Here is a 22,813-nt window from a genome sequence, read left to right on the forward strand (position 1 = left end):
GGTCGGGTGCGCTCAGCCGATCGCCTCGCGCAGGACGTGCATGAGGGCGTCCAGCTGCACCGTGTCGGCCGAGGCCGTCTCGGCGTCCGCGCCGTCGAGCGCGCGGGCGGCGAGACCGGCCTTGGCGTCGATGAGCTCGGCGATCTTCGCGTCGATCGTGTGCGCCGCGATGATCCGCCACGCCGTCACCGGCTCCTCCTGGCCGATGCGGTGCACGCGGTCGATCGCCTGCGTCTGCTCGGCCGACGTCCACGACAGCTCGGCGAGCACCACGTTGGACGACGCCTGCAGGTTCACGCCGACTCCCGCCGCGGTGAGCGAGCAGACGGCGACCGAGACGTCGGGGTCCTCGTTGAAGGCGTCGATCTGCGTCTGGCGGAACGCCGCGGTCTGGTCTCCCCGAATCGAGACGGACGTGAGCTCGCGCTTCTCGAACGTGTCCTCCGCCTGGTCCATCACGTCGATGTGCTTCGCGAAGAAGACGACCTTGCCCACCGAGCGGGCCAGCTGCGAGGCGTAGTCGGCGGCCAGCGCCGCCTTGGCCTGGCCGATCCGGCGCACCATGGTGAAGACGTTCTCGCCGGTCTTGGCCGACTTCGACTCCTCGAGCTCGCTCTGCGCCACGATGCGGATGAACCGCTCGCGCTCGTCGTCGTCGAGCTCGTGCGTGATCGAGGAGGTGACCGCCCTGAAGCGCTGCAGCATGCGGGCGCCGAGCTCGCGCTCGGCCTTCTGGATGGAGCGGCCGAGGTCGTCGTCCAGCTCGACGGGCAGATCGACGATCCGCTTCGACGGCAGGTCGGCGGCGACGTCGATCTTCTTGCGCCGGACGATGCCGAGGTCGATCACGGCCTCGCGCGCCTCCGGGTAGAAGCCCGTGTCGGCGGGGGTGAGGCCCGTCTCCTCGAGGCGGCCCATCAGCTCCGGTCCCGGCTTGGTCTCGTCGATCCAGCCGAGGAAGCGCCAGATGGCGCGGAAGTCGTCGACGTCGTTGATCAGCGGGGTGCCGGTCAGCGCGATCATCAGCGGATCGTGCCCCGGAGTGGTCTCGCGGATCCTCGACGCCAGCGCGAGCACGCTCTGCGAGCGCTGCGAGCGGAGGTTCTTGATGAAGTGCGCCTCGTCGACGACCATGCCGCGGAAGCCCAGGCTCCCGAGCCAGCCGATGTGCCGGTCGAGGATGTCGTAGTTGACGATGACAACGTCGGCGAACGCGTCGAGCGTGCCGCCGTCTCCGTGGATCACCGTGGCGCGCCGCTGCGGCGTCCAGTGCTCCACCTCGCGCGCCCAGTTCATCTTGACCACGTTCGGCACCACCGCGAGCAGCGGGTACGCCCCGACCACCGAGGCGGCGAGGAGGCTCTGCGCGGTCTTGCCCAGACCCGGCTCGTCGGCGAGCAGGAAGCTGCGGTGCCCCTCGCGGGCGCTCTCGATGAAGCGCGCCTGGTGCGGCATCAGCTCGCGGCCGCGCGGCGAGACCCGGTCGAGCTTCGGCGGCTCCGGGAGCTCCATGCTCGCGGCCCGTCCGCCCGCTCCGTACTCGAACGCCTTGAAGAGCGGCCCGAGCAGCTCCCAGTCGTCGAGCCTGCGACGCGGCGCCGGAGCGGAGGCCTCGGCGATCGAGAAGTCCGGCGGGAGGAAGGGGTTCGCCAGCTGCCGGGCGCGCACCGACTGCGGCACGACCTGGTTGACCGGCACCTCGGGCTTGGGCTCCGGCTCGGTCACGATGAGCAGCTCGTCGGGGCTGAGCTCCGCGCCCGCCTCGAGCAGCCAGTCGCGGCGGAGCTTCTGCGCGGCCGCCGTGACGCCGGCCTCCGATTCGAGCAGCGCGATCAGGCTGGTGTCGCGGGCGGCCGTCTTGGCCAGGATCGTGGCGATGCCGTCGAGGCGCTTCATCTCCTCGGCGCGCTGCGCGTCGCTGAGCGAGGGATCGACCTTGACCCGCTTGCGCTCCTCGCGCATCAGGAGGGCGATCACCAGGAACTTCGTCCGGTTGGTCGGTCCGACCTTGCCGGTCTGGGCCTTCGCCTCCACCTCGCGGACGCGGCGGGCGAGGATCGGGATGATCCCCGCGTTGTCCACGCCGCGCGAGCGCGATCGGGGTCGGCTCCCGGCGGCGTTCGACGCTCGTCGCGTCTGACCGGACTGACGCTGGCCGCTGCGAGCCATGCTCCTCCTCGATGTGTGACGGGGGGCGGAGGAGGGGTTCCCGCGCGCTGCCGTCGCCGTGCATCCGCCGGATCGCCTCCGGGGAGGCGTCGGGCGTCGGTGCATCCGGTGGCCGTCGGGAGCTCCGAGCAACGGGTCTGGGACCCGGTCGCAGCATCCCCGGCGTGCGGGTGCGCCGCCAGTCTACTCCTCGGGGCGGTCCGGTCGGCGCTCCGCCGCGCGGACGGTCGCGCTCGTCGTCATTCCGGAGTCGGGACGCGGATGACGAGGCCCGCCGCCACGAAGACGCCGACCGCGGCGAGGCTCAGCGAGGACCAGATCGCGTCCGGGAAGGCGAACGGCAGCACCGGGTTCCACAGCACGAGCACCGGGACGAGCCCGATCAGCCAGAGGAGTGCGCGCGCCTGGATCGCGAACCAGCCGATGACCGCCGCGAGGATCGCGACCGGGTAGCGGATGAAGTCGTAGGCGTCGGAGCCGACGAGGGCGAGCCCGGCCAGCAGCACGATCGCGCCGAGGATCCCGGGCGCGAGCGCCATGCGGGCGCGGTCGCGCGAGGGGTAGCGGGCGGCGGTCGCGCGGGACGGCTTGCGGGTGCTCACCCCTCGATCGTAGGCGCGCATACCCCGCCCGGGTACCGCCTGCGGCGCGTAGGCTGGAGGAGTGATCGAGGACCTCAAGAAGCGCTCGCTGCACCGCGCCCGGATCCTGGGCGGCCAGATGCGCGGCCTCGAGCGGATGATCGAGAACGAGGACTACTGCGTCGACATCGTCACGCAGTCCCTCGCGATCCAGAAGTCGCTCGGCTCGCTCAACAAGCTCATCGTCGAGAACCACCTCCGCACGCACATCACCGCGATGTTCGAGGAGGGCGGAGACGCCCGCGAGGCGGCCATCGCCGAGCTCGTGAAGATCTTCGAGCTCTCCAACAACCGCTCGTGACCGCCGGCCTCGTCGCCGCGGCGCGGGTGCGCCCGCTGCTGCTCGACGGGGGCCTGGGCACGGAGCTGGAGGCGCAGGGCGTCGCGGTGGACTCCTCGCTCTGGAGCGCCCGGGTCCTGCTGGAGGAGCCCGGCCGGGTCGTCGACGCGCACCGCGCCTTCGCCGAGGCGGGCGCCCGGGTCGCGGTGACCGCGAGCTACCAGGTGTCCGCGAGCGGATTCGCGGCCGCGGGCCTGGCCCCGGGCCTCGCCGAGCGCGCCCTCCGGGAGAGCGTCGACCTGGCCCGGCGCGCGCAGAGCGGCTGGGTCGCCGCCGCCGTCGGCCCTTACGGCGCTAGCCTCGGCGACGGCTCCGAGTACCGCGGCGACGACGGCCTCACCGTCGGCGAGCTCGCCGCCTGGCACCGCCCGCGACTGGAGACCCTGGCCGCGGCCGGGCCCGACCTGCTCGCCGTCGAGACCATCCCGTCGGTGCGGGAGGTGCGCGCCGTCGTGGAGGCCCTCGCGGGCTCCTCGGTCCCCGCCTGGATCTGCGTGAGCGGCCGTTCGGGCCGCACCGCGGCCGGCGAGCCCCTGGCCGAGGCGCTCGCCGTCGCCGCCGCCTCCGAGGAGGTGCTCGGCGTGGGAGTGAACTGCTGCCCGCCCGGCGACGTCGCCGAGGCGGTCCGCATCGCCCGCTCCGTCACCGGCAAGCTGGTCGTCGTGTACCCGAACAGCGGCGAGGAGTGGGACGCCGTCGAGCGTCGCTGGGCAGGCGACGCGGCCTTCGACCCCGCGCTGGTCGCCTCCTGGCGCGCGGCGGGAGCGGATCTGATCGGCGGCTGCTGCCGCGTGGGACCTGCGGCGATCGCTGCCCTCGGACGAAGCCTGGAGGAGGAGTCGTGACCACCCTGAGAGCCGTGCGCGGCGACCTCACCCGCGAGCACGTCGACGCGATCGTGAACGCGGCGAACTCGTCGCTCCTCGGCGGCGGCGGCGTCGACGGCGCGATCCACCGCGCGGGCGGACCGGAGATCCTCGCCGAGTGCCGCCGGCTCCGCGGGACCGAGCTGCCGGACGGTCTGCCCGCCGGCTCCGCGGTCGCCACGACCGCCGGCCGCCTCCCTGCCCGCTGGGTCGTGCACACCGTCGGTCCCGTCCACTCGCGGTGGGAGGACCGCAGCGCCGTCCTCGCCTCGGCCTACCGCGAGTCGGTGCGCACCGCCGTCGGTCTCGGTGCGCGGACGCTCGCCTTCCCGGCCGTCTCGGCGGGCGTCTACGGCTGGCCGATGGACGACGCGGCGCGCATCGCGGTGGAGACGGTCCGCGAGGCGACCGCGGACGGCGCACTCGACGAGGTCCGGTTCGTCCTCTTCTCCGCGGACGCCCTCGCGGCCTTCGAGGCCGCCCTGGCCGCGGAATGACGGAAGGGGAGCCGACCCTGCGGTCGACTCCCCCTCCACGGTGCTGCGCTAGGCCGTCTTCGGCCGCGCGAACTCGTCGTAGGGCAGCGTGATCGGGCGGGTCCGCGGAGGCATCCGCACGACCGCCTCGAGCGCCGGGCCCAGTGCCTCGCGCCACGCGCGGTAGCCGTCCTCGTTGAGGTGCAGGCCGTCCGGCGAGTACTGCTCGAGCAGTCCGCCGTCCTCCCCCGCGAGCACCGGCCACAGGTCGAGGTAGCCCGCGTGCGCCGTGGGCGCGAACTGCCACAGGTGGCGGTTGATCTCGCGGATCTGCGGTGCGAACTCGTGTCCGCGCGGCAGGACCGAGGTCACCAGGATGCGCACGTCCGGAAGATCGCGCCGGAACGTCGCGACGATCGTCTCGATGTTGCGCACGACGTGCTCCGTCGTGCGGTGCCAGGCGAGATCGTTAGTGCCGATCAGCAGCACCACCGTGTCCGGCTCCTGCGCGACCAGCTCGGCGAGCCGCGCGACGACGTCCGCCGTGGTGGCCCCTCCGACTCCCTCGTCGACGACCGTCGACTCCGTCAGCCACTCGCCCCAGGCTCCCGCCTGGATGATGCTGTCCCCGATGAAGAGGACCTTCCCCAGCTGGAGTCCGCGCCCCGCGTCCGTACTCGACCGTTCGCTCATCGTGCTCCTCTCGTCGGCGTCCCGGGCGGCCTCGCCGCCGCCGGACCCCTCCATTGTCACCGCTGCACCCGGCGCCCGCCAGGGGAGCGCTCGTCGCCGGAGTCCGGCAGGTCGGCCGCGGTGGCCGTGATGCGGTTGGCCATGCCGTTGAAGATGATGCCGTGGAAGGGCAGGATCGCGAACCAGTAGAGCCTGCCCGCGAGGCCCTGCGGGAAGAAGACCGCGCGCTGCGTGTAGACCGAGCCGCCGTCTCCGGAGGGCTCGGCGCGCATCTCGAGCCAGGCCCCGCCGGGCACCTTCATCTCGGCGCGCAGGCGCAGGAGCTTCGGCCGCTCGATCTCCTCGACGCGCCAGAAGTCGAGGGCGTCGCCGGCGTGCAGGCGCGCGGAGTCGCGGCGCCCGCGCTGCAGGCCCACTCCCCCGACGAGGCGGTCCATCCAGCCGCGGATCACCCATGCGAGCGGGAAGGAGTACCAGCCGTTGGTGCCGCCGATGCCCTCGATGACGCGCCAGAGCTTGGCCGGGTCGGCCTGGGTGCGGCGCTCCTTGAGGTCCACGTAGACCGTGTGGCCGGCCCACTCCGGGTCGCTCGGCAGCGGATCGCTGGGAGCGCCGACGACCTCCGCGTTCTGCCAGCTCGTCTCGATCTCGCCCGCCTGCATCTTTCCCAGCGCGAGCCGGACGGCGCGGCGGTAGGAGGTCAGCCCGCCCTCGGGGTCGGGGATGAGCGCGCGGATGTCCTGCTCGTGCACGACGCAGTCGTACTGCAGCGAGGCGATGATGGGCACCGCGAGCGAGCGCGGGATCGGCGTGACCAGGTTGACCCACTGCGAGGCCAGCCACGGGGTGAACACCGGCAGGGACGCGATCGGCCGCTGCGGGAGCCCGGCCTCGACCGCGTAGCCGTTCATCATCTGGCCGTAGCGGAGCACGTCGGGCCCGCCGATGTCGAAGGTGCGGTTGAGCGTGGCGTCCTCGAGCGACGCGGAGCCGATCAGGTAGTGCAGCACGTCGCGCACGGCGATCGGCTGGATGAAGTTGCGCACCCACTGCGGCGCGGGCATGTACGGCAGCACGTCGGTGAGGTGGCGCACCATCTCGAACGAGGTCGACCCGGAGCCGATGATCACGCCCGCCTGCAGGGCGATCGTCGGCACTCCCGACTCCATCAGGATCCGGCCCACCTCAGCGCGCGAGCGGAGGTGCTTCGAGAGCTCCTGGCCCTCGGGGTGCAGGCCGCCGAGGTAGACGATGCGGCCGACGCCGGCCGACCTCGCGGCCGTGGCGATGTTCTGCGCGGCGCGGCTCTCGACCTCCTCGAAGTGGGCGTGGTCGTTGCCCGAGCCCATCGAGTGGACGAGGTAGTAGAGGACGTCGACGCCCTCGACCGCGGCCTCCAGCGACTCCGGATCGCCGAGATCGCCCTGGGCGACCTCGACCTCCTCCGCCCACGGCACGTCGACCAGCTTGCGCGGGTCGCGCACCAGGACGCGCACCCGGAAGCCCGCCTCGAGGAGGCGCGGCGTCAGCCGGCCGCCGATGTAGCCGGTCGCGCCGGTGACGAGCGCGAGGGGGCGCGCCGAGTCGGAGGGGGTTTCGCTCATGCGGCCACGGTACGCCGATGGCCCCGGGACCTCTCCCGCTGGTGCGGGCCCGCGGCCCCTGCTAGGCGGCGGCCGGCATCCCGCTCAGTCGATGCCGAGGACCTCGCGGACCTGCACCACGTCGTGGTTCATCTGGCGGATGAGGGGCTCGACGCCCTCGTAGGCGACCTGGCCGCGGATCCGGCCGACGAACGCCACGTCGACCACGCGGTCGTAGAGGTCGAGGGTGTCGAGCGTCTGATCGAGCACGTACGCCTCGACCTGCTTGGGCGGCACCCCGACGAAGGTGGGGTTGCTGCCGACCGAGATCGCGGCGGGATGCGTGACGCCGTCGGTGGTGAGCCGGCCCGCGTAGACGCCGTCGGCCGGGATCAGGCCCTGCGACTGCGGCGAGAGGTTCGCGGTCGGGAAGCCCAGCTCGCGGCCGCGCTTCGCTCCGTGCACGACCACGCCGCGGACGACGGGCTCGTGCCCGAGCAGGCGCGTCGCGTGCTCCACGTCGCCCTCGGCCAGCAGCTCGCGGATCCAGGTGGAGGAGACGCGGCGCCCGTCCTCGGGCCGCACGTCGTCGATCAGCTCCACCTCGAATCCGTGCTGCCCGCCGAGCACGCGCAGCAGGTCGACGTCGCCCGCTCCCCGGGCGCCGAAGCGGAAGTCGGAGCCGACGAGGACCACGCGGGCCTCGAGCGCCTCCACCAGCACCTGCTCGACGAACTGCTCGGGCGAGAGCGCCCGGAACGCCTCGTCGAAGGTGAGCAGCAGCGTCGCGTCCACGCCGGTCCCGGCGAGGAGCTCGAGCTTCTGCTCGTTGCCGACCAGGACGGGCGGGCACTTCTCCGGCGCGATCACGCTGAGCGGATTGCGGTCGAAGGTGACGACGACGGCGGCGAGCCCCTGCTCGCGGGCCCGCTCGTGCAGCCGGCCGATGACGGCCCGATGCCCGGAGTGGACGCCGTCGAACTTGCCGATCGTGACGGCGGAGGGTCCGATCCCGGCCAGGTCGCCGGGGCGGGTCTCGACGCGCATCAGGCGGCCGCCCGGGCCGTGCGCCGCCCCTGCACGCGGAGCCACCAGAGACCGAGCACGGGCAGGACGAGCGGGATGAGCAGGTAGCCGGCGCCGAAGGCCGCCCACACCGTCGACTGGCGCCCGAACGGGTCGGCGCTCGCGAGCCCGAGGAGCTGCGGAGCGAGGAGGCTGAGCGCGCCGACCACGAGCACGCCCACCAGCTCGAAGGTGATCGTCACCCACGCGACCCGCTGCCAGGCGCGGCCCGGGACGATCAGGGCGACCGTCGCGACGATGTACACGACGGCCGAGAGCGCCGAGAGCGAGAACGCCAGCGGCGCCTCGTCGAACCGGTCGATGATCTGGAAGACGGAGCGCCCCGTCGCGGCGAGCGCGAGGATCCCGTAGACCACGACCAGGAGGCTGCCGATCCCGCGCGAGCGGGCGGAACGGGTCGGCTCTCCGCTCCCGGGGGCTGAGGGGACTGAGGGGTCGTGAGCGGCCCGTCCGGACGCATCGCTGGCTGGTTTCGACATCGCACGTCCATGCTAGGCGCTCGCCGGGCCGGGCCCGGTGGCGGGCCCGATCAGGCGCTCTGGAAGAACCAGATCTGGTGCATCCGGTAGACCATGACCGCGATCGAGAGGCAGGCGACGCCCAGGATCACGGTGCTCCAGCGGCTCCGCTCGATGAGCGCCCAGAACCCGGCAGCGAGCGGCAGGAGCAGCGCCGAGATCAGGTAGATGTAGTACTCCGGCAGGCTCCCCGACGGGCGGTTGCCGACCAGCGGCGACACGATCGCGACCGCCAGCTGGACGATCAGCAGCAGCTCGACGATCGCCGTCGCGCCGACCGAGACGTCCGAGGGACGGCGGGCGAGCAGCCCGAGCACGAGGCAGAGCAGGCCGGCCGCGACGGCGATCCCCACCTGGAGGATCGTGAACCACTCGATCACGAGGCGGCCGTCCGCAGGTCCTCGGTCGGGAAGTTGACGACGCTCTTGAGCTGGGTGCCGCGCCGCTCGGCGAGGCCGATCAGCCGCTCCCCCGGGCCGACCGCGGCGAGGAGGCCCTTCGCGCCCGCCACCGCCTCCGGGGCCGGGATGCGCTTGCCGTTCGCGAGATCGCCCGCCTCCTGGGCGTCGAGGCGCAGCAGGGGGAACAGCTCGCCCGCCACGAGCGTCGGCGGCAGGAGCGCGGCGGGGACGTCGAGCTCGTCGATCTCGCCGGCCTGGGCCACGGAGAAGGGGCCGACCGCGGTGCGCCGCAGCGCGGTCAGGTGGCCGCCGACTCCGAGGGACGCGCCCAGGTCGCGGGCGAGCGCGCGGATGTAGGTGCCGGAGGAGCAGGTGACGCGCACGTCCAGGTCGAGGAACCCCTCGACCGGGCGGCTCGCCAGGACGGCGAACTCCGAGACGGTCACGGGGCGGGAGGCGAGCACGACCTCCTCGCCGTCGCGGGCGCGGGCGTAGGCGCGGCGGCCGTCCACCTTGATCGCGCTGACCGTGCTCGGGACCTGCTCGATCGCTCCGGTGAGGGCCGCGATCGCGTCGGACACCGACTCCGGGGCGAGGGCCGCGACGAGGGCGGGCTCCGCCGAGGCGAGCACCTCGCCCTCCTGGTCGTCGGTGGTGGTGGAGGAGCCCAGCCGGATCGTCGCCTCGTACTGCTTGTCGAGGCCGACGAGGTAGGTGAGCAGGCGCGTCGAGGGGCCGAGACCGAGGATCATCAGCCCGGTCGCCATCGGATCGAGCGTCCCCGCGTGGCCGACCTTGCGGGTCCCCGCGCGGCGGCGGGTCCGCGAGACGAGGTCGTGGCTGGTGATGCCGCCGGGCTTGTCCAGCAGGAGGATCCCGTTCGGAGCCGGGGCGGGGGTCTCGAGCACGGGTGCGAGGATACACGGACGGATCGGGAGTACCCCCGGGGTGGAGCCGGAGCCCTCGCCCGCCCGTCCTAGGCTGTCCGGATGAGGATCGCAGTACTCGGAGCAGGCGCCGTCGGCGGCACCATCGCCGCCCTTCTCGACCGCGCCGGGCACGACGTCGAGGTCACCGCCCGAGGCGACCACCTCACCGCGATCCGCCGGTCGGGGATCCGGCTCGACGGGGCGTGGGGCGAGCACACCGCCTGGGTCCGCTGCGGCGAGTCCCTCGACCTGGTGCCCGATCTCGCCTTCGTCTGCACGAAAGCGCAGGACGCCGAGGACGCGCTGCGCACCAACCGCCGCACGGTCGACGGCACCCTCGTCGTCGTCGTCCAGAACGGACTGGACGGGCTCACCGCGGCGGCCCGGCAGGTGCGCGACGCCCGGCTCGTGGGTGCTCTCGCCCTCTTCGCCGCGAGCCACCTCGAACCCGGCCGCGTCACCGTCACGGCTCCTGCCACGACCACGCTCGGCGTCCCCGGCCGCCCGGCCGACGACGACGTGCGACGGGCCGCCGCCGTGCTCGGCGAGGCGGTCCCCACCGCCGTCACCGACGACTTCACCGGAGCGCAGTGGACGAAGCTGCTGATCAACGAGGTCAACGCCCTGCCCGCGATCACCGGGCTCTCGGTCCAGGAGACGATCGTCGATCCGGGGCTGCGGCGCGTCCTCGCCCGGTCGATGCGCGAGGCCGCCCGGACGGGCCTCGCGTCGGGCGTCCGCTTCGGCTCGCTGCAGGGACTCTCGAACGCGTCCGTCCGCGCCCTGGCCGCCGCTCCCCTGCCCCTGGTCGAGCTGCTCCCCCGCCGGATGGCCGCGAGGATGGGCGAGGTGCCGAACCCCGGGTCGACGCTGCAGAGCGTCCGCCGCGGAGTGCCGAGCGAGATCGACCACCTGGCCGGGGCCGTGGTCCGCACCGCTCACCGCGGCGGGCGCGAGGCACCGGTCAACCAGCTGCTGGTCGACCTGGTGCACGAGGTCGAGCGGGCGGGCGCCTTCGTGCCGCCGGCTGAGGTCGTGCGCCGCGCCGCCCTGGTCTGAGCCCGCGGCCCTGTCGGACCGACGCCGCCCGCGGCGGCGGCCTCCGTCCCGAGGCTCAGCAGGAGTCGGCGAAGAGGCGCCGGGGCTGCTCCGGATCGCGGATGTCGACGAGGATCCCCGCCAGCCGGCGCGGATCCGTCGTGGCGCGGTACGCTGCGTCCACCGGCGGCTCCTGCGTGTCGAGGCGGATGCTGGTGCTCCACGCGCCGCGCAGCTCCGGCCGGAGGGCGAACTCGCCGTCGACGAGCAGCACCGCGTCGCGGCCGGCGGTCCGCCAGCGCGCCTGCCGCGCCTCGTCGCGCACCGCGTCGAAGCCCGCGAGCACGAACCCGGTGCTGCCGCCGAGGGTGAACGGATCGAGCAGCACGCGGCGCAGGAGCTCGTAGTCGTACCCGGCCGCGTAGGAGCGCTGCTCCTCGGGCACGGCGGGGTCGTCCCGATCGGCGCGGGGACGTCGGAAGTCGGTGAGGTGCGCGACGATCGCGTCCTTGCCGGCCCGGCGGAGCGCCTCCGCGAGGTCGAGCGCGAACGCCGCGCTCACCGCGGGGTCGTCGCCGTCGATCCCGACCTTGACCCGTCCGCGCCCGTAGTTGTGCAGCACCTCCGCCGCGAGAGCGTCGAGCACATCGGCCTTCTGCGGAGCCCACCTGGTCATCCGCCCACGATACGCGCCGCCGCCTAGTGTGGGCTGATGCCATCCGACCCTCTCGCCGACGCGATCACCGCCTGGTTCCGCGCGAGCGCCCGCGACCTGCCGTGGCGCCGAGAGGGGTTCCCCGCCTGGGGCACGCTCGTCAGCGAGTTCATGCTGCAGCAGACCCCGGTGGTCCGCGTCGTCCCGCGTCTGGCGGAGTGGCTGGAGCGCTGGCCGACACCCTCCGCGCTCGCCGCCGTCCCGCCCGGCGAGGCGGTGCGCGCCTGGCAGTCCCTGGGCTACCCGCGGCGGGCCCTGCGCCTGCACGCCTGCGCCGTGGCGATCGCCGAGGAGCACGGCGACGTGGTCCCCGACGACGTCGAGACCCTCCTCGCGCTGCCCGGCATCGGCGACTACACCGCCCGCGCCATCGCCGTGTTCGCCTACGGGAGGCGGCACCCCGTGGTCGACACCAACGTCCGCCGGGTCCTCGCGCGCGCGGTCGACGGAGCGGCGGAGCCCGGTCCGCCCCGCGCGAGGGCCGACCTCGCCGCGATGTCGGCGCTGCTGCCCGAGTCGCTCTCCGAGGCGGCGGCCTTCAACGCGGGCGCGATGGAGCTGGGGGCGGTCGTCTGCACCGCCCGCGCTCCGCGCTGCGACGAGTGCCCGATCCGCGACCTCTGCCGCTGGCGGGCGGAGGGGTACCCCGAGCACACCGGGCCCGTGAAGGCGAAGCAGAAGCGGTTCGAGGGCTCGGACCGCCAGGTCCGCGGCCTCATCCTCGCCGAGCTGCGCGCCGCGCACGGCCCGGTCACCGCGGCCGAGGTGGAGTCTCTCTGGCCGGACGCCGACCAGCGCGGTCGCGCCCTGGCCGGGCTCCTCGCCGACGGTCTGGCGACGGGCGGCCCGGAGGACGGCTACCTCCTCCCCGGCTCCTGAGGGCCCGTCGACCGCCGTCCGCGTCGGAGGAGGCGGGTAGGGTCGGCGCCGTGACCGGTCGCCGCCTCCGCCTCCCCCGCCCCGACGCCGCCGTCGAGCGCGCCCTCGACGTCGACCTCGCCCAGGACGTCCAGCGCGCCCTCGCCGCGGTCCGCGTCGAGAACGACCTGCCCGGCCCGTTCCCGCCGGCCGCGCTGGCCGAGGCCGAGCACGCGGACGCCGGAGCGGACGACGAGGACCGCGTCGACCGGACGGACCTCCCCTTCGTGACGATCGACCCGCCCGGCTCGCTCGACCTGGACCAGGCCCTCCACCTGGAGCGCACGTCGGAGGGCGTCGTCCTCCGCTACGCCATCGCGGACGTGCCCGCGGTCGTCCGCACCGGCGGAGCGCTCGACGCCGAGACGCGCCGCCGCGGCCAGACCTACTACCTCCCGGACGGCCGCGTCCCGCTGCACCCCGCGGTCCTCTCCGAGGGGACCGCGTCGCTCCTGCCGGACGAGACGCGCCGAGCGCTGGTCTGGACGCTGACCCTCGACGAGCGGGCGGAGCCGCGCTCGGTGCACCTCGAGCGGGCGCTCGTGCGCAGCGTGGCCCGGCTCGACTACGAGGGCGTGCAGCGCAGCGTCGACGCGGGCGATCCGCACCCCTCCCTCGCCCTCCTCCCCTGGTTCGGACGCGAGCGCCTGGCGCGGGAGGCCGAGCGCGGAGGAGCGAGCCTGACGCTGCCCGAGGAGGAGATCGTCGCCGCCGACGGCGGCTACCGGGTCGAGCGCCGCGCTCCCCTGGCCGTCGAGGGCTGGAACGCCCAGGTCTCGCTGCTGACCGGCATGGCGGCGGCGACGATGATGCTCGACGCGGGGGTGGGCATCCTCCGGACCATGCCCGAGGCCGACCCCGCCACCGTCGCGGCCTTCCGCTCCCGAGCCGCGGCGCTCGGCGTCCCGTGGCCCGAGGAGGAGGCCTACGGCGCCTACCTGCGCCGCCTCGACACCGACGACCCCGCCCAGCTCGCCATCATGTACGCCGCGGCGAGCCTGTTCCGCGGCGCCGGCTACACCGCCTTCGACGGCGCCCCGCCGGAGCATCCCGCGCAGGCGGCCCTCGCCGCGCCGTACGCGCACGTCACCGCGCCGCTGCGGCGCCTGGTCGATCGGTTCGGCCTCGCCGTCTGCCTCGCGGTGTCCCGGGGCGGAACGATCCCGTCGCAGCTGCGCGAGGCGCTGCCCCTGCTCCCGCCGCTCCTCGCCGCGAGCGACCGCCGGGCCGGAGCCGCCTCCCGTGCGGCGACCGCGATCGTCGAGGCCGCCGTCCTCCGCGGCCGCGAAGGAGCCTCCTTCCACGGGATCGTCGTCTCCTCGGCGCGCACCCGCTCCTCGGTCCAGCTGCTCGACCCGGAGATCACCGTCGACCTCCCGGCCCCGCTCACGCCGGGAGCCCGTGTCGTCGTCGTCCTAGAATCGGTCGACGTCGCCACGGGCTCCGCGGTGTTCGGGCTCGGCGCCTAGTCCTCGTCGTCCTCGCGGGGCTTCACATAGGGGTCGGCGTCGCCGGCGTAGTCCGCCTGAGCGGCGAGCGACTGCACCTGCGAGTCCTGGCTGCGCGCGGCGGCGAGCAGATCCTCGATGTGCTTCGCGTTCTCGGGCACCGCGTCGAGGATGAACTCGAGCGACGGCGTGAGCCGGGACGTGATGTTCCTGCCCACCTCGGTGCGGAGCATGCCGGTGGCGGCCTTGAGGGCCGCGGCCGAATCGGCGCGCTCCTCATCGGTGCCGTAGACCGTGTAGAACACCGAGGCGTGCTGCAGGTCGCCGGTCACCTGGACATCGGTGATGGTGACGAAGCCGAGGCGCGGGTCGCGGAGACCGCGCTCGAGCCGCTTCGCGACGATCACCTGGATACGTTCGGCGAGCTTCCTCGCCCGGGCCGGATCTGCCATGGCTGGTCCTCACATCTCTCTCGGCGAACCGTTCAGCTCGCCATTCAACCACTCTCCGCCCGGACGACCGGTCGCGTCCGAGGGGGCCTTGCTTCTGGGGCGTGATGCCCCTCGACCGCGCGTCTGCGACGGCGCGGGTGGGGTGCCTCCTCGCGGCTCCCTCCCGCGGGCCTGCGGCCCGCCCGCCAGGCCCGGCCAGGAGCCGCGAGGAGGCACCCCACCCGTGCCCGCGATCGGAGGGAGTGCGGGTCCGCCCCCCGGATCCTCGGGGACCGGGGTGGGAAGGCTCAGGTGCTGGATCGGGAGCCGGACGTCGCCCGCAGGCACGCTGCTCGCGAGCTGCTCGTTCAGCGGGCGCACCCACCGAGACAGGAGCGCCTGATCGGGGTCGGTCTCCCGCACCCGGGGGTGCGGAAGCGCCCACTGGAGGGTGCGCACCTCCGGGACACGGGCGGCCCCCGATTCCTCCCGCAGGGCGCGAGAGGACGAGAGTCCCCTCCCGATCCCGCACGAACAGCGCCGTGAGACGCCGGAAGGCCCGGGCGGACCCGGGCCTTCCAGTGGAGCGGATCAGCCTCGCGGCTTCTCCTTCATCTCGATCGTCTCGATCTCGTCGCCGATCTGGATGTCGTTGTACTTTCCGAGACCGATACCGGCCTCGTAGTCCGTACGGACCTCCGTGACGTCGTCTTTGAAGCGACGCAGCGACTCGATGGCCAGGTTGTCCCCGACCACGACGCCGTCACGGATGACGCGCGCCTTCGAGTTGCGGGTGATCGTGCCGGAGCGGACGATGACACCCGCGATGTTGCCGAACTTGGAGGAGCGGAACACCTCGCGGATCTCGGCGACACCGGACTGGACCTCCTCGAACTCGGGCTTGAGCATGCCCGTGAGCGAGTTCTCGACCTCTTCGATCGCGTTGTAGATGACCGAGTAGAAGCGGATGTCCACTCCTTCTCGAGCAGCGCGCTCGCGGGCCTTCGGGTCGGGGCGGACGTTGAAGCCCACGATGATCGCGTTGTCGATCGTCGCGAGGTTGACGTCCGACTCCGTGATCGCACCGACACCGCGGTGGATGATGCGCAGCTGTACCGAGTCGTCGACCTCGATCTTGACGAGCGACTCCTCCAGCGCCTCGACGGCACCGGACACGTCGCCCTTGATGATGAGGTTGAGCGACTCGACCTTGCCCTCCTCGAGAGCACGGGTGAAGTCCTCGAGCGAGATGCGCTTGCGGGCCTTGGCCAGCAGGGCGTTGCGCTGAGCGGCTTCGCGCTTCTCGGCGATCTGACGGGCCGTGCGGTCCTCCTCGGTGACGAGGAAGGTGTCGCCGGCGCGGGGCACGGACGAGAGTCCCTGCACCTGCACCGGACGCGACGGCACGGCTTCGAGGACGGCGTTGCCGTTCTCGTCCGCCATCGCACGGACGCGGCCGTAGGCCGTTCCGGCGACGATCGCGTCTCCGACGCGCAGCGTTCCCGACTGGATGAGCACGGTCGCGACCGCACCGCGTCCCTTGTCGAGCTTCGCCTCGATCGCGACTCCGCGCGCCTCCTTGTTGGGGTTGGCGCGCAGGTCGAGACCGGCGTCCGCGGTGAGCAGCACGGCGTCCAGGAGGTCCTGGATGCCGGTACCCGCGCGAGCCGACACGTCGACGAACATGACGTCTCCGCCGTACTCCTCGGCGACGAGCCCGAACTCGGTGAGCTGCTGGCGCACCTTGGCCGGGTTGGCGTCGGGCTTGTCCACCTTGTTCACCGCGACCACGATCGGCACGTTGGCCGCCTGGGCGTGGTTCAGCGCCTCGATGGTCTGCGGCATGATGCCGTCGTCCGCCGCGACCACGAGGATCGCGATGTCCGTGACCTGGGCACCGCGGGCTCGCATGGCGGTGAACGCCTCGTGACCCGGGGTGTCGATGAAGGTGATCGGGCGCTCGATGCCCTCGTGCTCCGCGACGACCTGGTACGCACCGATGTGCTGCGTGATGCCGCCCGCCTCGCCGGCGACGACGTTGGCGTTGCGGATCGCGTCGAGCAGGCGCGTCTTTCCGTGGTCGACGTGACCCATGACGGTGACGACCGGCGGACGGATCTCGAGGTCCTCGTCCGTCTCGTCGTCGAGCTCCTGCTCGAGGTCGAGACCGAAGCCCTCGAGGAGCTCCTTGTCCTCGTCCTCGGGCGAGACGACCTGGATCTTGAAGCCGAGCTCGGAGCCGAGCACCTCGAAGGTGGCCTCGTCGAGCGACTCGGTCGCCGTCGCCATCTCGCCGAGGGCGAAGAGGACGGTGACCAGGTTGCCGGGGGGCACCGGCACGCCGGTCATGGCCTCGATCTTGTCGGCGAAGTCCGAGATCGACGCGCCGCGGCGCAGACGGATGACCGTCCTGCCGTCGCCGCGGGGGACGCTGACGCCGCCGAGCGACGGGGCCTCCCTGAGCTCGAACTCCTGACGCTTCGTGCGCTTGGACTTCCGGGCCTTGCTCTTGCCGCCGCCGCGACCGAAGGCTCCTGCGGTTCCACCGCCGGGGCCGCGACCGCGACCGCCGCCGCCACCGGGACGCGGGGCGAAGCCGCCACCGGCACCGGGAGCGCCGCCGGGGCGCTGGAAGCCGCCGCCGGCCGGACGACCGGCACCGCCGGGACGTCCTGCTCCGCCGCCGGGTCCGCCGGGACGCTGGCCGAAGCCGGCGGGGCGCTGGCCCATGCCGGGTCCGCCGGGTCGGGGCGCGCCGGGGCGCGGAGCAGCCGGGCGGGGGATGTTGCCCGGGGTCGGACGCGATCCCATGCCCTGCGAGCTGGCGAAGGGGTTGTTGCCGGGGCGCGGGGCGGCGGGACGCTGTCCCATGCCCTGGTTGCTGGCGAACGGGTTGTTGCCCGGGCGCGGGGTGCCGCCGGGGCGGTTGGAGCCGCCCGAGGCGCCGCCGGGGCGCGGGGTGTTCGCGGCGGGAGCCGGACGCGGGGTCACGGGCTTGGGTCCGCCGGGGGTCGCGCCGGACGCCGGCTTCTCGGCGGCGGCCGGAGCCGCGGGGGCCTCGGTCGGAGCCGGAGCGGCGGCCTCGGCGGGCGCGTCCTTCGCTGCCTGGGCGCGCTGAGCGGCCGCGGCCTCCTGGGCTGCCTGAGCCTGGGCCTGGCGCTCGGCGACAGACATCGGCGGTGCGGGCGCCGGAGCGGGCGGCTTGGCCGGGCCGGGCGTGGGCGCGGACGGACGGGCGCCGGAGGGGCGCGGGGCCCCGGGACGGGCGCCGGCGGCGGGGGCGGCCGGGGTCGCCGACGCTCCCGCGGAGGAACCGCCCTGGCCCTGGAGGGCCTGGCGGAGCTTGCGCGCCACCGGGGGTTCGATGCTCGAGGACGGGCCCTTAACGAACTCGCCGAGCTCCTTCAACTTCGCAAGTGCGACCTTGCTATCGACACCCAGTTCGGATGCGATCTCGTGTACGCGTGGTTTTGCCACTTCTCTCCTGTCTTGGGCCTGCACCCAAGACGGGGGCAGGCGTCACGAACGGACGGGTCTCATTTCGAGCCGCTCATCAGTCTTCGCTCATGATCAGTTCACGGGCCGTTCTGCCTGTTCTCTATGGTGTGATCGTGCGCTGCTCCGGCCCCTCCGGTCGAGGGGCCGAGCCGGTCGGATCGTGCGATGTACTGCTCCAGCTCGCTCGCGTCCACGCTCTCGCGTGTCCGGAACGCTCTTCCGAACGCGCGGCGCTTGACCGCGAGCTCGTAGCAGTCGGCTGTGTCGTGGAGCCACGCTCCCCGACCAGGACGGACGGCACGCGGGTCTACCGCGAGGACGTTCGAGTGGAGGACCAGCCTCAGAAGAGAGGCCCGGGGGGCGCGCAGACGGCAGCCGACGCACGTTCTGACGGCTTCCACTCTACTCCCTCCCCTCCGGGACCGCTCCCCTGCACGGCCGATGCTCGGGGATCACTCCCCGTCCATCACCGAATCGGGCTGGATGTCGATCTTCGCGCCGGTCAGCTTGGCGGCGAGGCGGGCGTTCTGGCCCTCCTTGCCGATGGCGAGCGAGAGCTGGTAGTCGGGGACGAGCGCCCGGACGGCCTTGAGGCTCTGGTCGATCACGAACGCGCTGGTCACCTTGGCGGGCGAGAGCGCGCTGGCGACGAAGGTCGGCAGGTCGGAGGAGTAGTCGACGATGTCGATCTTCTCGTTGTTGAGCTCGGCGGTCACCGCGCGCACGCGCTGGCCGAGCTCGCCGATGCAGGCGCCCTTGGCGTTCACGCCGGGCTCGGTCGCGCGCACCGCGATCTTGGTGCGGTGGCCGGCCTCGCGGGCGAGGGAGACGATCTCCACCACGCCGGACGCGATCTCGGGGACCTCGAGGGCGAACAGCTTGCGCACCAGCGACGGGTGGGTGCGGGACACCTGGACCGACGGGCCCTTGGGTCCGCGGCCGACGCTCGTGACGTAGACGCGGATGCGGCGTCCGTGGCTGTAGTCCTCGCCGGGCACCTGCTCTTCGGGCGAGAGGATCGCCTCGATGGAGCCGAGGTCGACGTGGATCATCCGCGGATTGGGGCCCTGCTGGATGACGCCGGCGACGATGTCGCCCTCGCGGCCCTTGAACTCGCCGAGCACGTGCTCGTCGGCGATGTCGCGCAGGCGCTGGTTGATGACCTGCTTCGCGGCGAAGGCGGCGATGCGGCCGAAGTCGCGCGGGGAGTCCTCGGCCTCGCCCACGACGGCGCCCTCCTCGTCGAGCTCGGGCACGAAGACCGAGACGTGACCGGTCTTGCGGTCGAGGTGCACGCGCGCGTCGACGGCGGTGGCCTTGTCGGCGTCGTCGGCCTGGCCGATGTGCTTGAGGTAGGCGGTCAGGATCGCCTGCTCGATGATCTGCACGAGTTCCTCGAAGGGGATCTCGCGCTCGCGCTCCATGAGTCGCAGAACGCTCAGGTCGATGTCCACGGGCGGGCCTTTCTCTCTATTCACTTGGATGCCGCGGTGGTGACCGCGCTCGTTCGCCTGCCGGGCTCTCACCCGGATCAGCCCTCAAGGGTACCCGACGCGGCCCGGGGTTCCACCCGCAGTTCCTGCCGAGGAACGGAGGGCCCCGCCTGCCGCGGGAAGCGGTGGCGGGGCCCTCGGCGTGTCGGGTCTAGGCGCCCAGCCGGGCGAGCGCCTCGGCGACCGGGAGCTGCTCGCGCTCGCCGGACCGGCGGTCCCACAGCTCGACGATCCCGTCTGCCGCTCCTCGCCCCGCGATGACGATCACGGGCACCCCGATCAGCTCGGCGTCGCCGAACTTGACGCCGGGCGAGACCTTCGGGCGGTCGTCGATCAGCACGTCGCGGCCGGCGGCCTCGAGGGAGGCGCCGACCGACTCGGCGAGCTCGAGAGCCGCCGCGTCCTTGCCGGTCGCGATGACGTGCACGTCGAACGGCGCGACGTTCGCGGGCCACAGCAGTCCGCGGTCGTCGTGGGTGGCCTCGGCGATGATGGCGAGGATGCGGGTCACGCCGATGCCGTAGGAGCCCATCGTGACGGTGACCAGCTTCCCGTTCTCGTCGAGCACCTTCAGCCCGAGGACGTCGGCGTACTTGCGGCCGAGCTGGAAGACGTGGCCGATCTCCATGCCGCGGGCGGTCTCGATCGGGCCCGAGCCGTCGGGCGCCTCGTCGCCGGTGCGGACGTCCGCGACCTCGACGGTGGCGTCGCCGTGGAAGTCGCGGCCGGCGACCAGGTCGAGGACGTGCTGCCCGGAGACGTTGGCCCCGGTGATCCAGGCGGTGCCGTCGACCACGCGCGGGTCGAGCAGGTAGCGGACGCCGGTCGCCGACTCCTCGCCCAGGACGGCTCCCTCGGCCGACCAGGGTCCGATGTAGCCCTTGACCAGTCCGGGGTGCTTCGCGAAGTCCTCCGCCGTGGCGGCCTCGACCTCGGCCGGGGCGAACGCCACTTCGGCGCGCTTGAGGTCGACGTCGCGGTCGCCGGGCAGGCCGACGATCACGAGCTCGCGGGTGCCGTCGAGCGCGGTGAGCGCGAGGACGACGTTCTTCAGGGTGTCGGCGGCGGTCCAGGCGCGGCCGTCGGGGCGGGGCTGCGTCGCGTTCGCCAGGTCGACCAGGGTCTGGATGGTCGGGGTGTCGGGCGAGTCGAAGACGCGCGCCTCGGGCAGGCCCTCGACGGGCAGCGCCGCGGGGACGGGCGTGCGGTACGCCTCGACGTTCGCCGCGTACCCTCCCGCCGACCGGACGAAGGTGTCCTCGCCGACGGGGGTGGGGTGCAGGAACTCCTCGCTCCGGGAGCCGCCCATCGCTCCGGCGTCGGCCTGCACGATCACGTACTCCAGGCCCAGACGGGCGAAGATCCGCTCGTAGGCGTCGCGCTGGCGCTGGTAGCTCGCGTCGAGGCCGGCGTCGGTGTAGTCGAAGGAGTACGCGTCCTTCATCGTGAACTCGCGGCCGCGCAGGAGGCCCGCGCGGGGCCGCGCCTCGTCCCGGTACTTGTCCTGGATCTGGTAGATCGACAGGGGCAGGTCCTTGTAGGAGGAGTAGAGGTCCTTCACGAGCAGCGTGAAGAACTCCTCGTGCGTGGGAGCCAGCATGTAGTCGGCGTCCTTGCGGTCCTTCAGGCGGAACACGCCGTCGCCGTACTCGGTCCAGCGGCCCGAGAGCTCGTAGGGCTCGCGGGGCAGGAGCGCGGGGAAGTGCACCTCCTGGGCGCCGGCGGCCTCCATCTCCTCGTGGATGATCCGCTCGATGCGGCGCTTGACGCGCAGTCCCAGCGGCAGCCAGGCGAAGACGCCGGGCGCCTGACGGCGGATGTAGCCCGCGCGGACGAGGAGGCGGTGGCCCGCGACCTCGGCGTCGGCGGGATCCTCCCGGAGCGTGCGGACGAACAGATGCGAGAGACGGGTGACCACGAGGGACGATCCTATCCGCTGCGCTCCCCCGGCTCGCGAGGGCGCCGGGAGCCTCAGTCGGGGATCCGCGAGAAGACGACCGCTCCGCCCGTGCCGTCCAGCAGCACGTCGTCGGGGGTGCCGCCGATCGTCATCGGGCCGGAGAGGAGCGCCCGGAGCCGGATGGCCTCGGGGCTCGGCGTGTCGGAGCAGGTGTCGGAGCCGGTCACCTCGTCGCCGGGGATCAGCACGCCGTCGTCGATCCGGTAGGCGGCGCTGACCACGAGGCAGCCGGTGCCGACGACCAGGGTCGGCGCACCCCCAACGCTCTCGGAGCGGAGGCGGACGCGGGCGTCCTCGACCCAGGCCGTGTACGGGGTCTCCCCCTCGGCCGCGGTCAGCACCCAGCGGTCGCAGCCGAAGGGGTCCTGCGGGGTGCGGCTGTCGATGCACTCGCCGGCCTCGGAGGACGGGCCGCTGCAGAGCGCGGCGACACCGGAGGCGAGGAGCGCGGCGGCGACGACCACGAGCGCGAGGCGCAGTGCGGGGCGGACCACGTCGATCCGCCCCGCGCCGTCAGTTCGCGCCGACGGTGACGACCGGGGCTCCGGTCGAGGTGTCGTCGGCCGGCATCTCGGCGGCCAGGCGGTTGGCCTCCTCGATGAGGGTCTGGACGATCTCGGCCTCGGGGACGGTCTTGATGACCTCGCCCTTGACGAAGATCTGGCCCTTGCCGTTGCCGGAGGCGACGCCCAGGTCGGCCTCGCGGGCCTCGCCGGGTCCGTTGACGACGCAGCCCATGACGGCGACGCGCAGCGGGACGCTCATGCCCTCGAGGCCGGCCGTGACGTCGTTGGCGAGCGTGTAGACGTCGACCTGCGCGCGGCCGCAGCTGGGGCAGGAGACGATCTCGAGCTTGCGCTCGCGGAGGTTCAGCGACTGGAGGATCTGCAGGCCGACCTTGACCTCCTGCGCGGGCGGGGCCGAGAGGGACACGCGGATGGTGTCGCCGATGCCCTCGCCGAGGAGGATGCCGAAGGCGGTGGCGGACTTGATCGTCCCCTGGAACTCGGGGCCGGCCTCGGTGACGCCGAGGTGGAGGGGCCAGTCGCCGCGCTCGGCGAGCTGGCGGTAGGCCTTCACCATGACGACGGGGTCGTTGTGCTTGACCGAGATCTTGAAGTCGTGGAAGTCGTGCTCCTCGAAGAGGCTGGCCTCCCAGACGGCGCTCTCGACGAGGGCCTCGGGGGTGGGCTTGCCGTACTTCTGCAGGATGCTCGGCTCGAGCGAGCCGGCGTTGACGCCGATGCGGATCGAGACGCCGGCGGCCTTCGCGGCGGCGGCGATCTTGCCGACCTGGTCGTCGAACTTGCGGATGTTGCCGGGGTTCACGCGGACCGCGGCGCAGCCGGCGTCGATCGCGGCGTAGACGTAGTTCGGCTGGAAGTGGATGTCGGCGATGACCGGGATCTGGCTCTTCTTGGCGATGATCGGCAGCGCCTCCGCGTCGTCGCGGCTCGGCACCGCGACGCGGACGATGTCGCAGCCGGACGCGGTGAGCTCGGCGATCTGCTGGAGGGTCGCGTTGATGTTCGTCGTCGGTGTGGTGCACATCGACTGGACGCTGACCTGCGCGTCACCGCCCACGAGCACCTTGCCCACCTTGATCTGGC

General features: G+C 73.1%; 22 protein-coding genes. 6 read left to right on the forward strand and 16 right to left on the reverse strand.

Features of this window, described 5'->3' with window-relative positions:
* Positions 1-12 precede the first annotated feature (12 nt).
* Positions 13-2,169: a DEAD/DEAH box helicase gene (locus C5C95_RS08145; protein ID WP_104225603.1), complete on the reverse strand. Its 2,157-nt coding sequence runs from the start codon at positions 2,167-2,169 to the stop codon at positions 13-15.
* A gap of 239 nt (positions 2,170-2,408) precedes the next feature.
* A complete protein-coding gene (locus C5C95_RS08150) occupies positions 2,409-2,771 on the reverse strand; it encodes a DUF6804 family protein (RefSeq protein ID WP_244229446.1) in 363 nt (120 codons plus the stop codon).
* 61 nt (positions 2,772-2,832) lie between these two features.
* Between C5C95_RS08150 and C5C95_RS08155 the strand changes: the two genes are divergently transcribed.
* The 3 genes from C5C95_RS08155 to C5C95_RS08165 are packed head-to-tail and all read left to right on the forward strand — an operon-like array spanning position 2,833 to position 4,513.
* Positions 2,833-3,111 carry a metal-sensitive transcriptional regulator gene (locus C5C95_RS08155; RefSeq protein WP_104223062.1) on the forward strand — a complete coding sequence of 93 codons (279 nt, stop codon included), beginning with the start codon at positions 2,833-2,835 and terminating at the stop codon, positions 3,109-3,111.
* Positions 3,108-3,995 (forward strand): homocysteine S-methyltransferase, encoded by an 888-nt coding sequence (gene mmuM / locus C5C95_RS08160; RefSeq protein ID WP_104324193.1) that lies wholly within the window; start codon positions 3,108-3,110, stop codon positions 3,993-3,995. The genes C5C95_RS08155 and mmuM overlap by 4 nt, the downstream gene beginning before the upstream one ends.
* Positions 3,992-4,513, forward strand: coding sequence for an O-acetyl-ADP-ribose deacetylase (locus C5C95_RS08165; protein ID WP_104246566.1), 522 nt, complete (start codon positions 3,992-3,994; stop codon positions 4,511-4,513). Before mmuM ends, C5C95_RS08165 begins: the two co-directional genes overlap by 4 nt.
* A gap of 48 nt (positions 4,514-4,561) precedes the next feature.
* On the opposite strand, the gene C5C95_RS08170 is transcribed toward C5C95_RS08165, so the two are convergent.
* The 6 genes from C5C95_RS08170 to truB all read right to left on the reverse strand — a co-directional run bounded on the left by C5C95_RS08170 (position 4,562) and on the right by truB (position 9,681).
* Entirely contained in the window at positions 4,562-5,185 is a 624-nt protein-coding gene (locus tag C5C95_RS08170; RefSeq protein WP_104225671.1) for a GDSL-type esterase/lipase family protein, read from the reverse strand.
* A 56-nt stretch (positions 5,186-5,241) separates the two neighbouring features.
* A complete protein-coding gene (locus C5C95_RS08175) occupies positions 5,242-6,789 on the reverse strand; it encodes an SDR family oxidoreductase (RefSeq protein WP_104324194.1) in 1,548 nt (515 codons plus the stop codon).
* Between the two features lie 84 nt (positions 6,790-6,873).
* A complete protein-coding gene (locus C5C95_RS08180; RefSeq protein WP_104225670.1) occupies positions 6,874-7,815 on the reverse strand; it encodes a bifunctional riboflavin kinase/FAD synthetase in 942 nt (313 codons plus the stop codon).
* The gene (locus C5C95_RS08185; RefSeq protein ID WP_244229447.1) at positions 7,815-8,333 is read right to left on the reverse strand and encodes a hypothetical protein; all 519 of its coding nucleotides are present in this window, start codon (positions 8,331-8,333) and stop codon (positions 7,815-7,817) included. The genes C5C95_RS08180 and C5C95_RS08185 overlap by 1 nt, the downstream gene beginning before the upstream one ends.
* 50 nt (positions 8,334-8,383) lie before the next feature.
* Positions 8,384-8,752, reverse strand: a complete 369-nt coding sequence (locus C5C95_RS08190) for a hypothetical protein (protein WP_104223058.1) — start codon at positions 8,750-8,752, stop codon at positions 8,384-8,386.
* The gene (gene truB / locus C5C95_RS08195) at positions 8,749-9,681 is read right to left on the reverse strand and encodes a tRNA pseudouridine(55) synthase TruB (protein WP_104223057.1); all 933 of its coding nucleotides are present in this window, start codon (positions 9,679-9,681) and stop codon (positions 8,749-8,751) included. Before truB ends, C5C95_RS08190 begins: the two co-directional genes overlap by 4 nt.
* Before the next feature lie 81 nt (positions 9,682-9,762).
* Between truB and C5C95_RS08200 the strand changes: the two genes are divergently transcribed.
* Positions 9,763-10,761 carry a ketopantoate reductase family protein gene (locus C5C95_RS08200; RefSeq protein ID WP_104268493.1) on the forward strand — a complete coding sequence of 333 codons (999 nt, stop codon included), beginning with the start codon at positions 9,763-9,765 and terminating at the stop codon, positions 10,759-10,761.
* Positions 10,762-10,816: 55 nt separating this feature from the next.
* Here the strand turns inward: C5C95_RS08200 and C5C95_RS17810 are convergent, their stop codons facing one another.
* Positions 10,817-11,416: a hypothetical protein gene (locus C5C95_RS17810; protein ID WP_258065749.1), complete on the reverse strand. Its 600-nt coding sequence runs from the start codon at positions 11,414-11,416 to the stop codon at positions 10,817-10,819.
* 36 nt (positions 11,417-11,452) lie between these two features.
* On the opposite strand from C5C95_RS17810, the gene C5C95_RS08210 reads away from it, so the two are divergent.
* Together C5C95_RS08210 and C5C95_RS08215 are read left to right on the forward strand one after the other, a co-directional pair.
* Positions 11,453-12,334, forward strand: a complete 882-nt coding sequence (locus C5C95_RS08210) for an A/G-specific adenine glycosylase (RefSeq protein WP_104268492.1) — start codon at positions 11,453-11,455, stop codon at positions 12,332-12,334.
* Positions 12,335-12,384: 50 nt separating this feature from the next.
* Positions 12,385-13,842 carry a ribonuclease catalytic domain-containing protein gene (locus C5C95_RS08215; RefSeq protein WP_104324195.1) on the forward strand — a complete coding sequence of 486 codons (1,458 nt, stop codon included), beginning with the start codon at positions 12,385-12,387 and terminating at the stop codon, positions 13,840-13,842.
* On the opposite strand, the gene rbfA is transcribed toward C5C95_RS08215, so the two are convergent.
* The 7 genes from rbfA to ispG all read right to left on the reverse strand — a co-directional run.
* Positions 13,839-14,273, reverse strand: a complete 435-nt coding sequence (rbfA, locus tag C5C95_RS08220) for a 30S ribosome-binding factor RbfA (RefSeq protein WP_104246571.1) — start codon at positions 14,271-14,273, stop codon at positions 13,839-13,841. The genes C5C95_RS08215 and rbfA overlap by 4 nt on opposite strands.
* A 570-nt stretch (positions 14,274-14,843) precedes the next feature.
* Positions 14,844-17,729: a translation initiation factor IF-2 gene (infB, locus tag C5C95_RS08225; protein ID WP_104246572.1), complete on the reverse strand. Its 2,886-nt coding sequence runs from the start codon at positions 17,727-17,729 to the stop codon at positions 14,844-14,846.
* A 98-nt stretch (positions 17,730-17,827) separates the two neighbouring features.
* Positions 17,828-18,151: a YlxR family protein gene (locus C5C95_RS08230; RefSeq protein WP_104225593.1), complete on the reverse strand. Its 324-nt coding sequence runs from the start codon at positions 18,149-18,151 to the stop codon at positions 17,828-17,830.
* Positions 18,152-18,202: 51 nt separating this feature from the next.
* A complete protein-coding gene (gene nusA / locus C5C95_RS08235) occupies positions 18,203-19,204 on the reverse strand; it encodes a transcription termination factor NusA (RefSeq protein ID WP_104225180.1) in 1,002 nt (333 codons plus the stop codon).
* A gap of 190 nt (positions 19,205-19,394) precedes the next feature.
* Entirely contained in the window at positions 19,395-21,161 is a 1,767-nt protein-coding gene (locus tag C5C95_RS08240; protein ID WP_104225179.1) for a proline--tRNA ligase, read from the reverse strand.
* Positions 21,162-21,214: 53 nt separating this feature from the next.
* Positions 21,215-21,697, reverse strand: coding sequence for a hypothetical protein (locus C5C95_RS08245; protein WP_104324196.1), 483 nt, complete (start codon positions 21,695-21,697; stop codon positions 21,215-21,217).
* Positions 21,698-21,716: 19 nt separating this feature from the next.
* Positions 21,717-22,813 (reverse strand): flavodoxin-dependent (E)-4-hydroxy-3-methylbut-2-enyl-diphosphate synthase (gene ispG / locus C5C95_RS08250; protein WP_258072640.1); only part of this gene is annotated, 1,097 nt, incomplete at its 5' end.

This window comes from Rathayibacter sp. AY1B7, assembly GCF_002932735.1.
Lineage (GTDB): Bacteria > Actinomycetota > Actinomycetes > Actinomycetales > Microbacteriaceae > Rathayibacter.

What these genes read in the sequence shown, in the direction of transcription:
- C5C95_RS08145 (WP_104225603.1), bottom strand. Translation starts at nt 2,169, where the DNA reads ATGGCTCGCAGCGGCCAGCGTCAGTCCGGTCAGACGCGACGAGCGTCG.
- C5C95_RS08170 (WP_104225671.1), bottom strand. Translation starts at nt 5,185, where the DNA reads ATGAGCGAACGGTCGAGTACGGACGCGGGGCGCGGACTCCAGCTGGGG.
- C5C95_RS08175 (WP_104324194.1), bottom strand. Translation starts at nt 6,789, where the DNA reads ATGAGCGAAACCCCCTCCGACTCGGCGCGCCCCCTCGCGCTCGTCACC.
- C5C95_RS08180 (WP_104225670.1), bottom strand. Translation starts at nt 7,815, where the DNA reads ATGCGCGTCGAGACCCGCCCCGGCGACCTGGCCGGGATCGGACCCTCC.
- C5C95_RS08185 (WP_244229447.1), bottom strand. Translation starts at nt 8,333, where the DNA reads ATGTCGAAACCAGCCAGCGATGCGTCCGGACGGGCCGCTCACGACCCC.
- C5C95_RS08200 (WP_104268493.1), top strand. Translation starts at nt 9,763, where the DNA reads ATGAGGATCGCAGTACTCGGAGCAGGCGCCGTCGGCGGCACCATCGCC.
- C5C95_RS17810 (WP_258065749.1), bottom strand. Translation starts at nt 11,416, where the DNA reads ATGACCAGGTGGGCTCCGCAGAAGGCCGATGTGCTCGACGCTCTCGCG.
- C5C95_RS08210 (WP_104268492.1), top strand. Translation starts at nt 11,453, where the DNA reads ATGCCATCCGACCCTCTCGCCGACGCGATCACCGCCTGGTTCCGCGCG.
- rbfA (WP_104246571.1), bottom strand. Translation starts at nt 14,273, where the DNA reads ATGGCAGATCCGGCCCGGGCGAGGAAGCTCGCCGAACGTATCCAGGTG.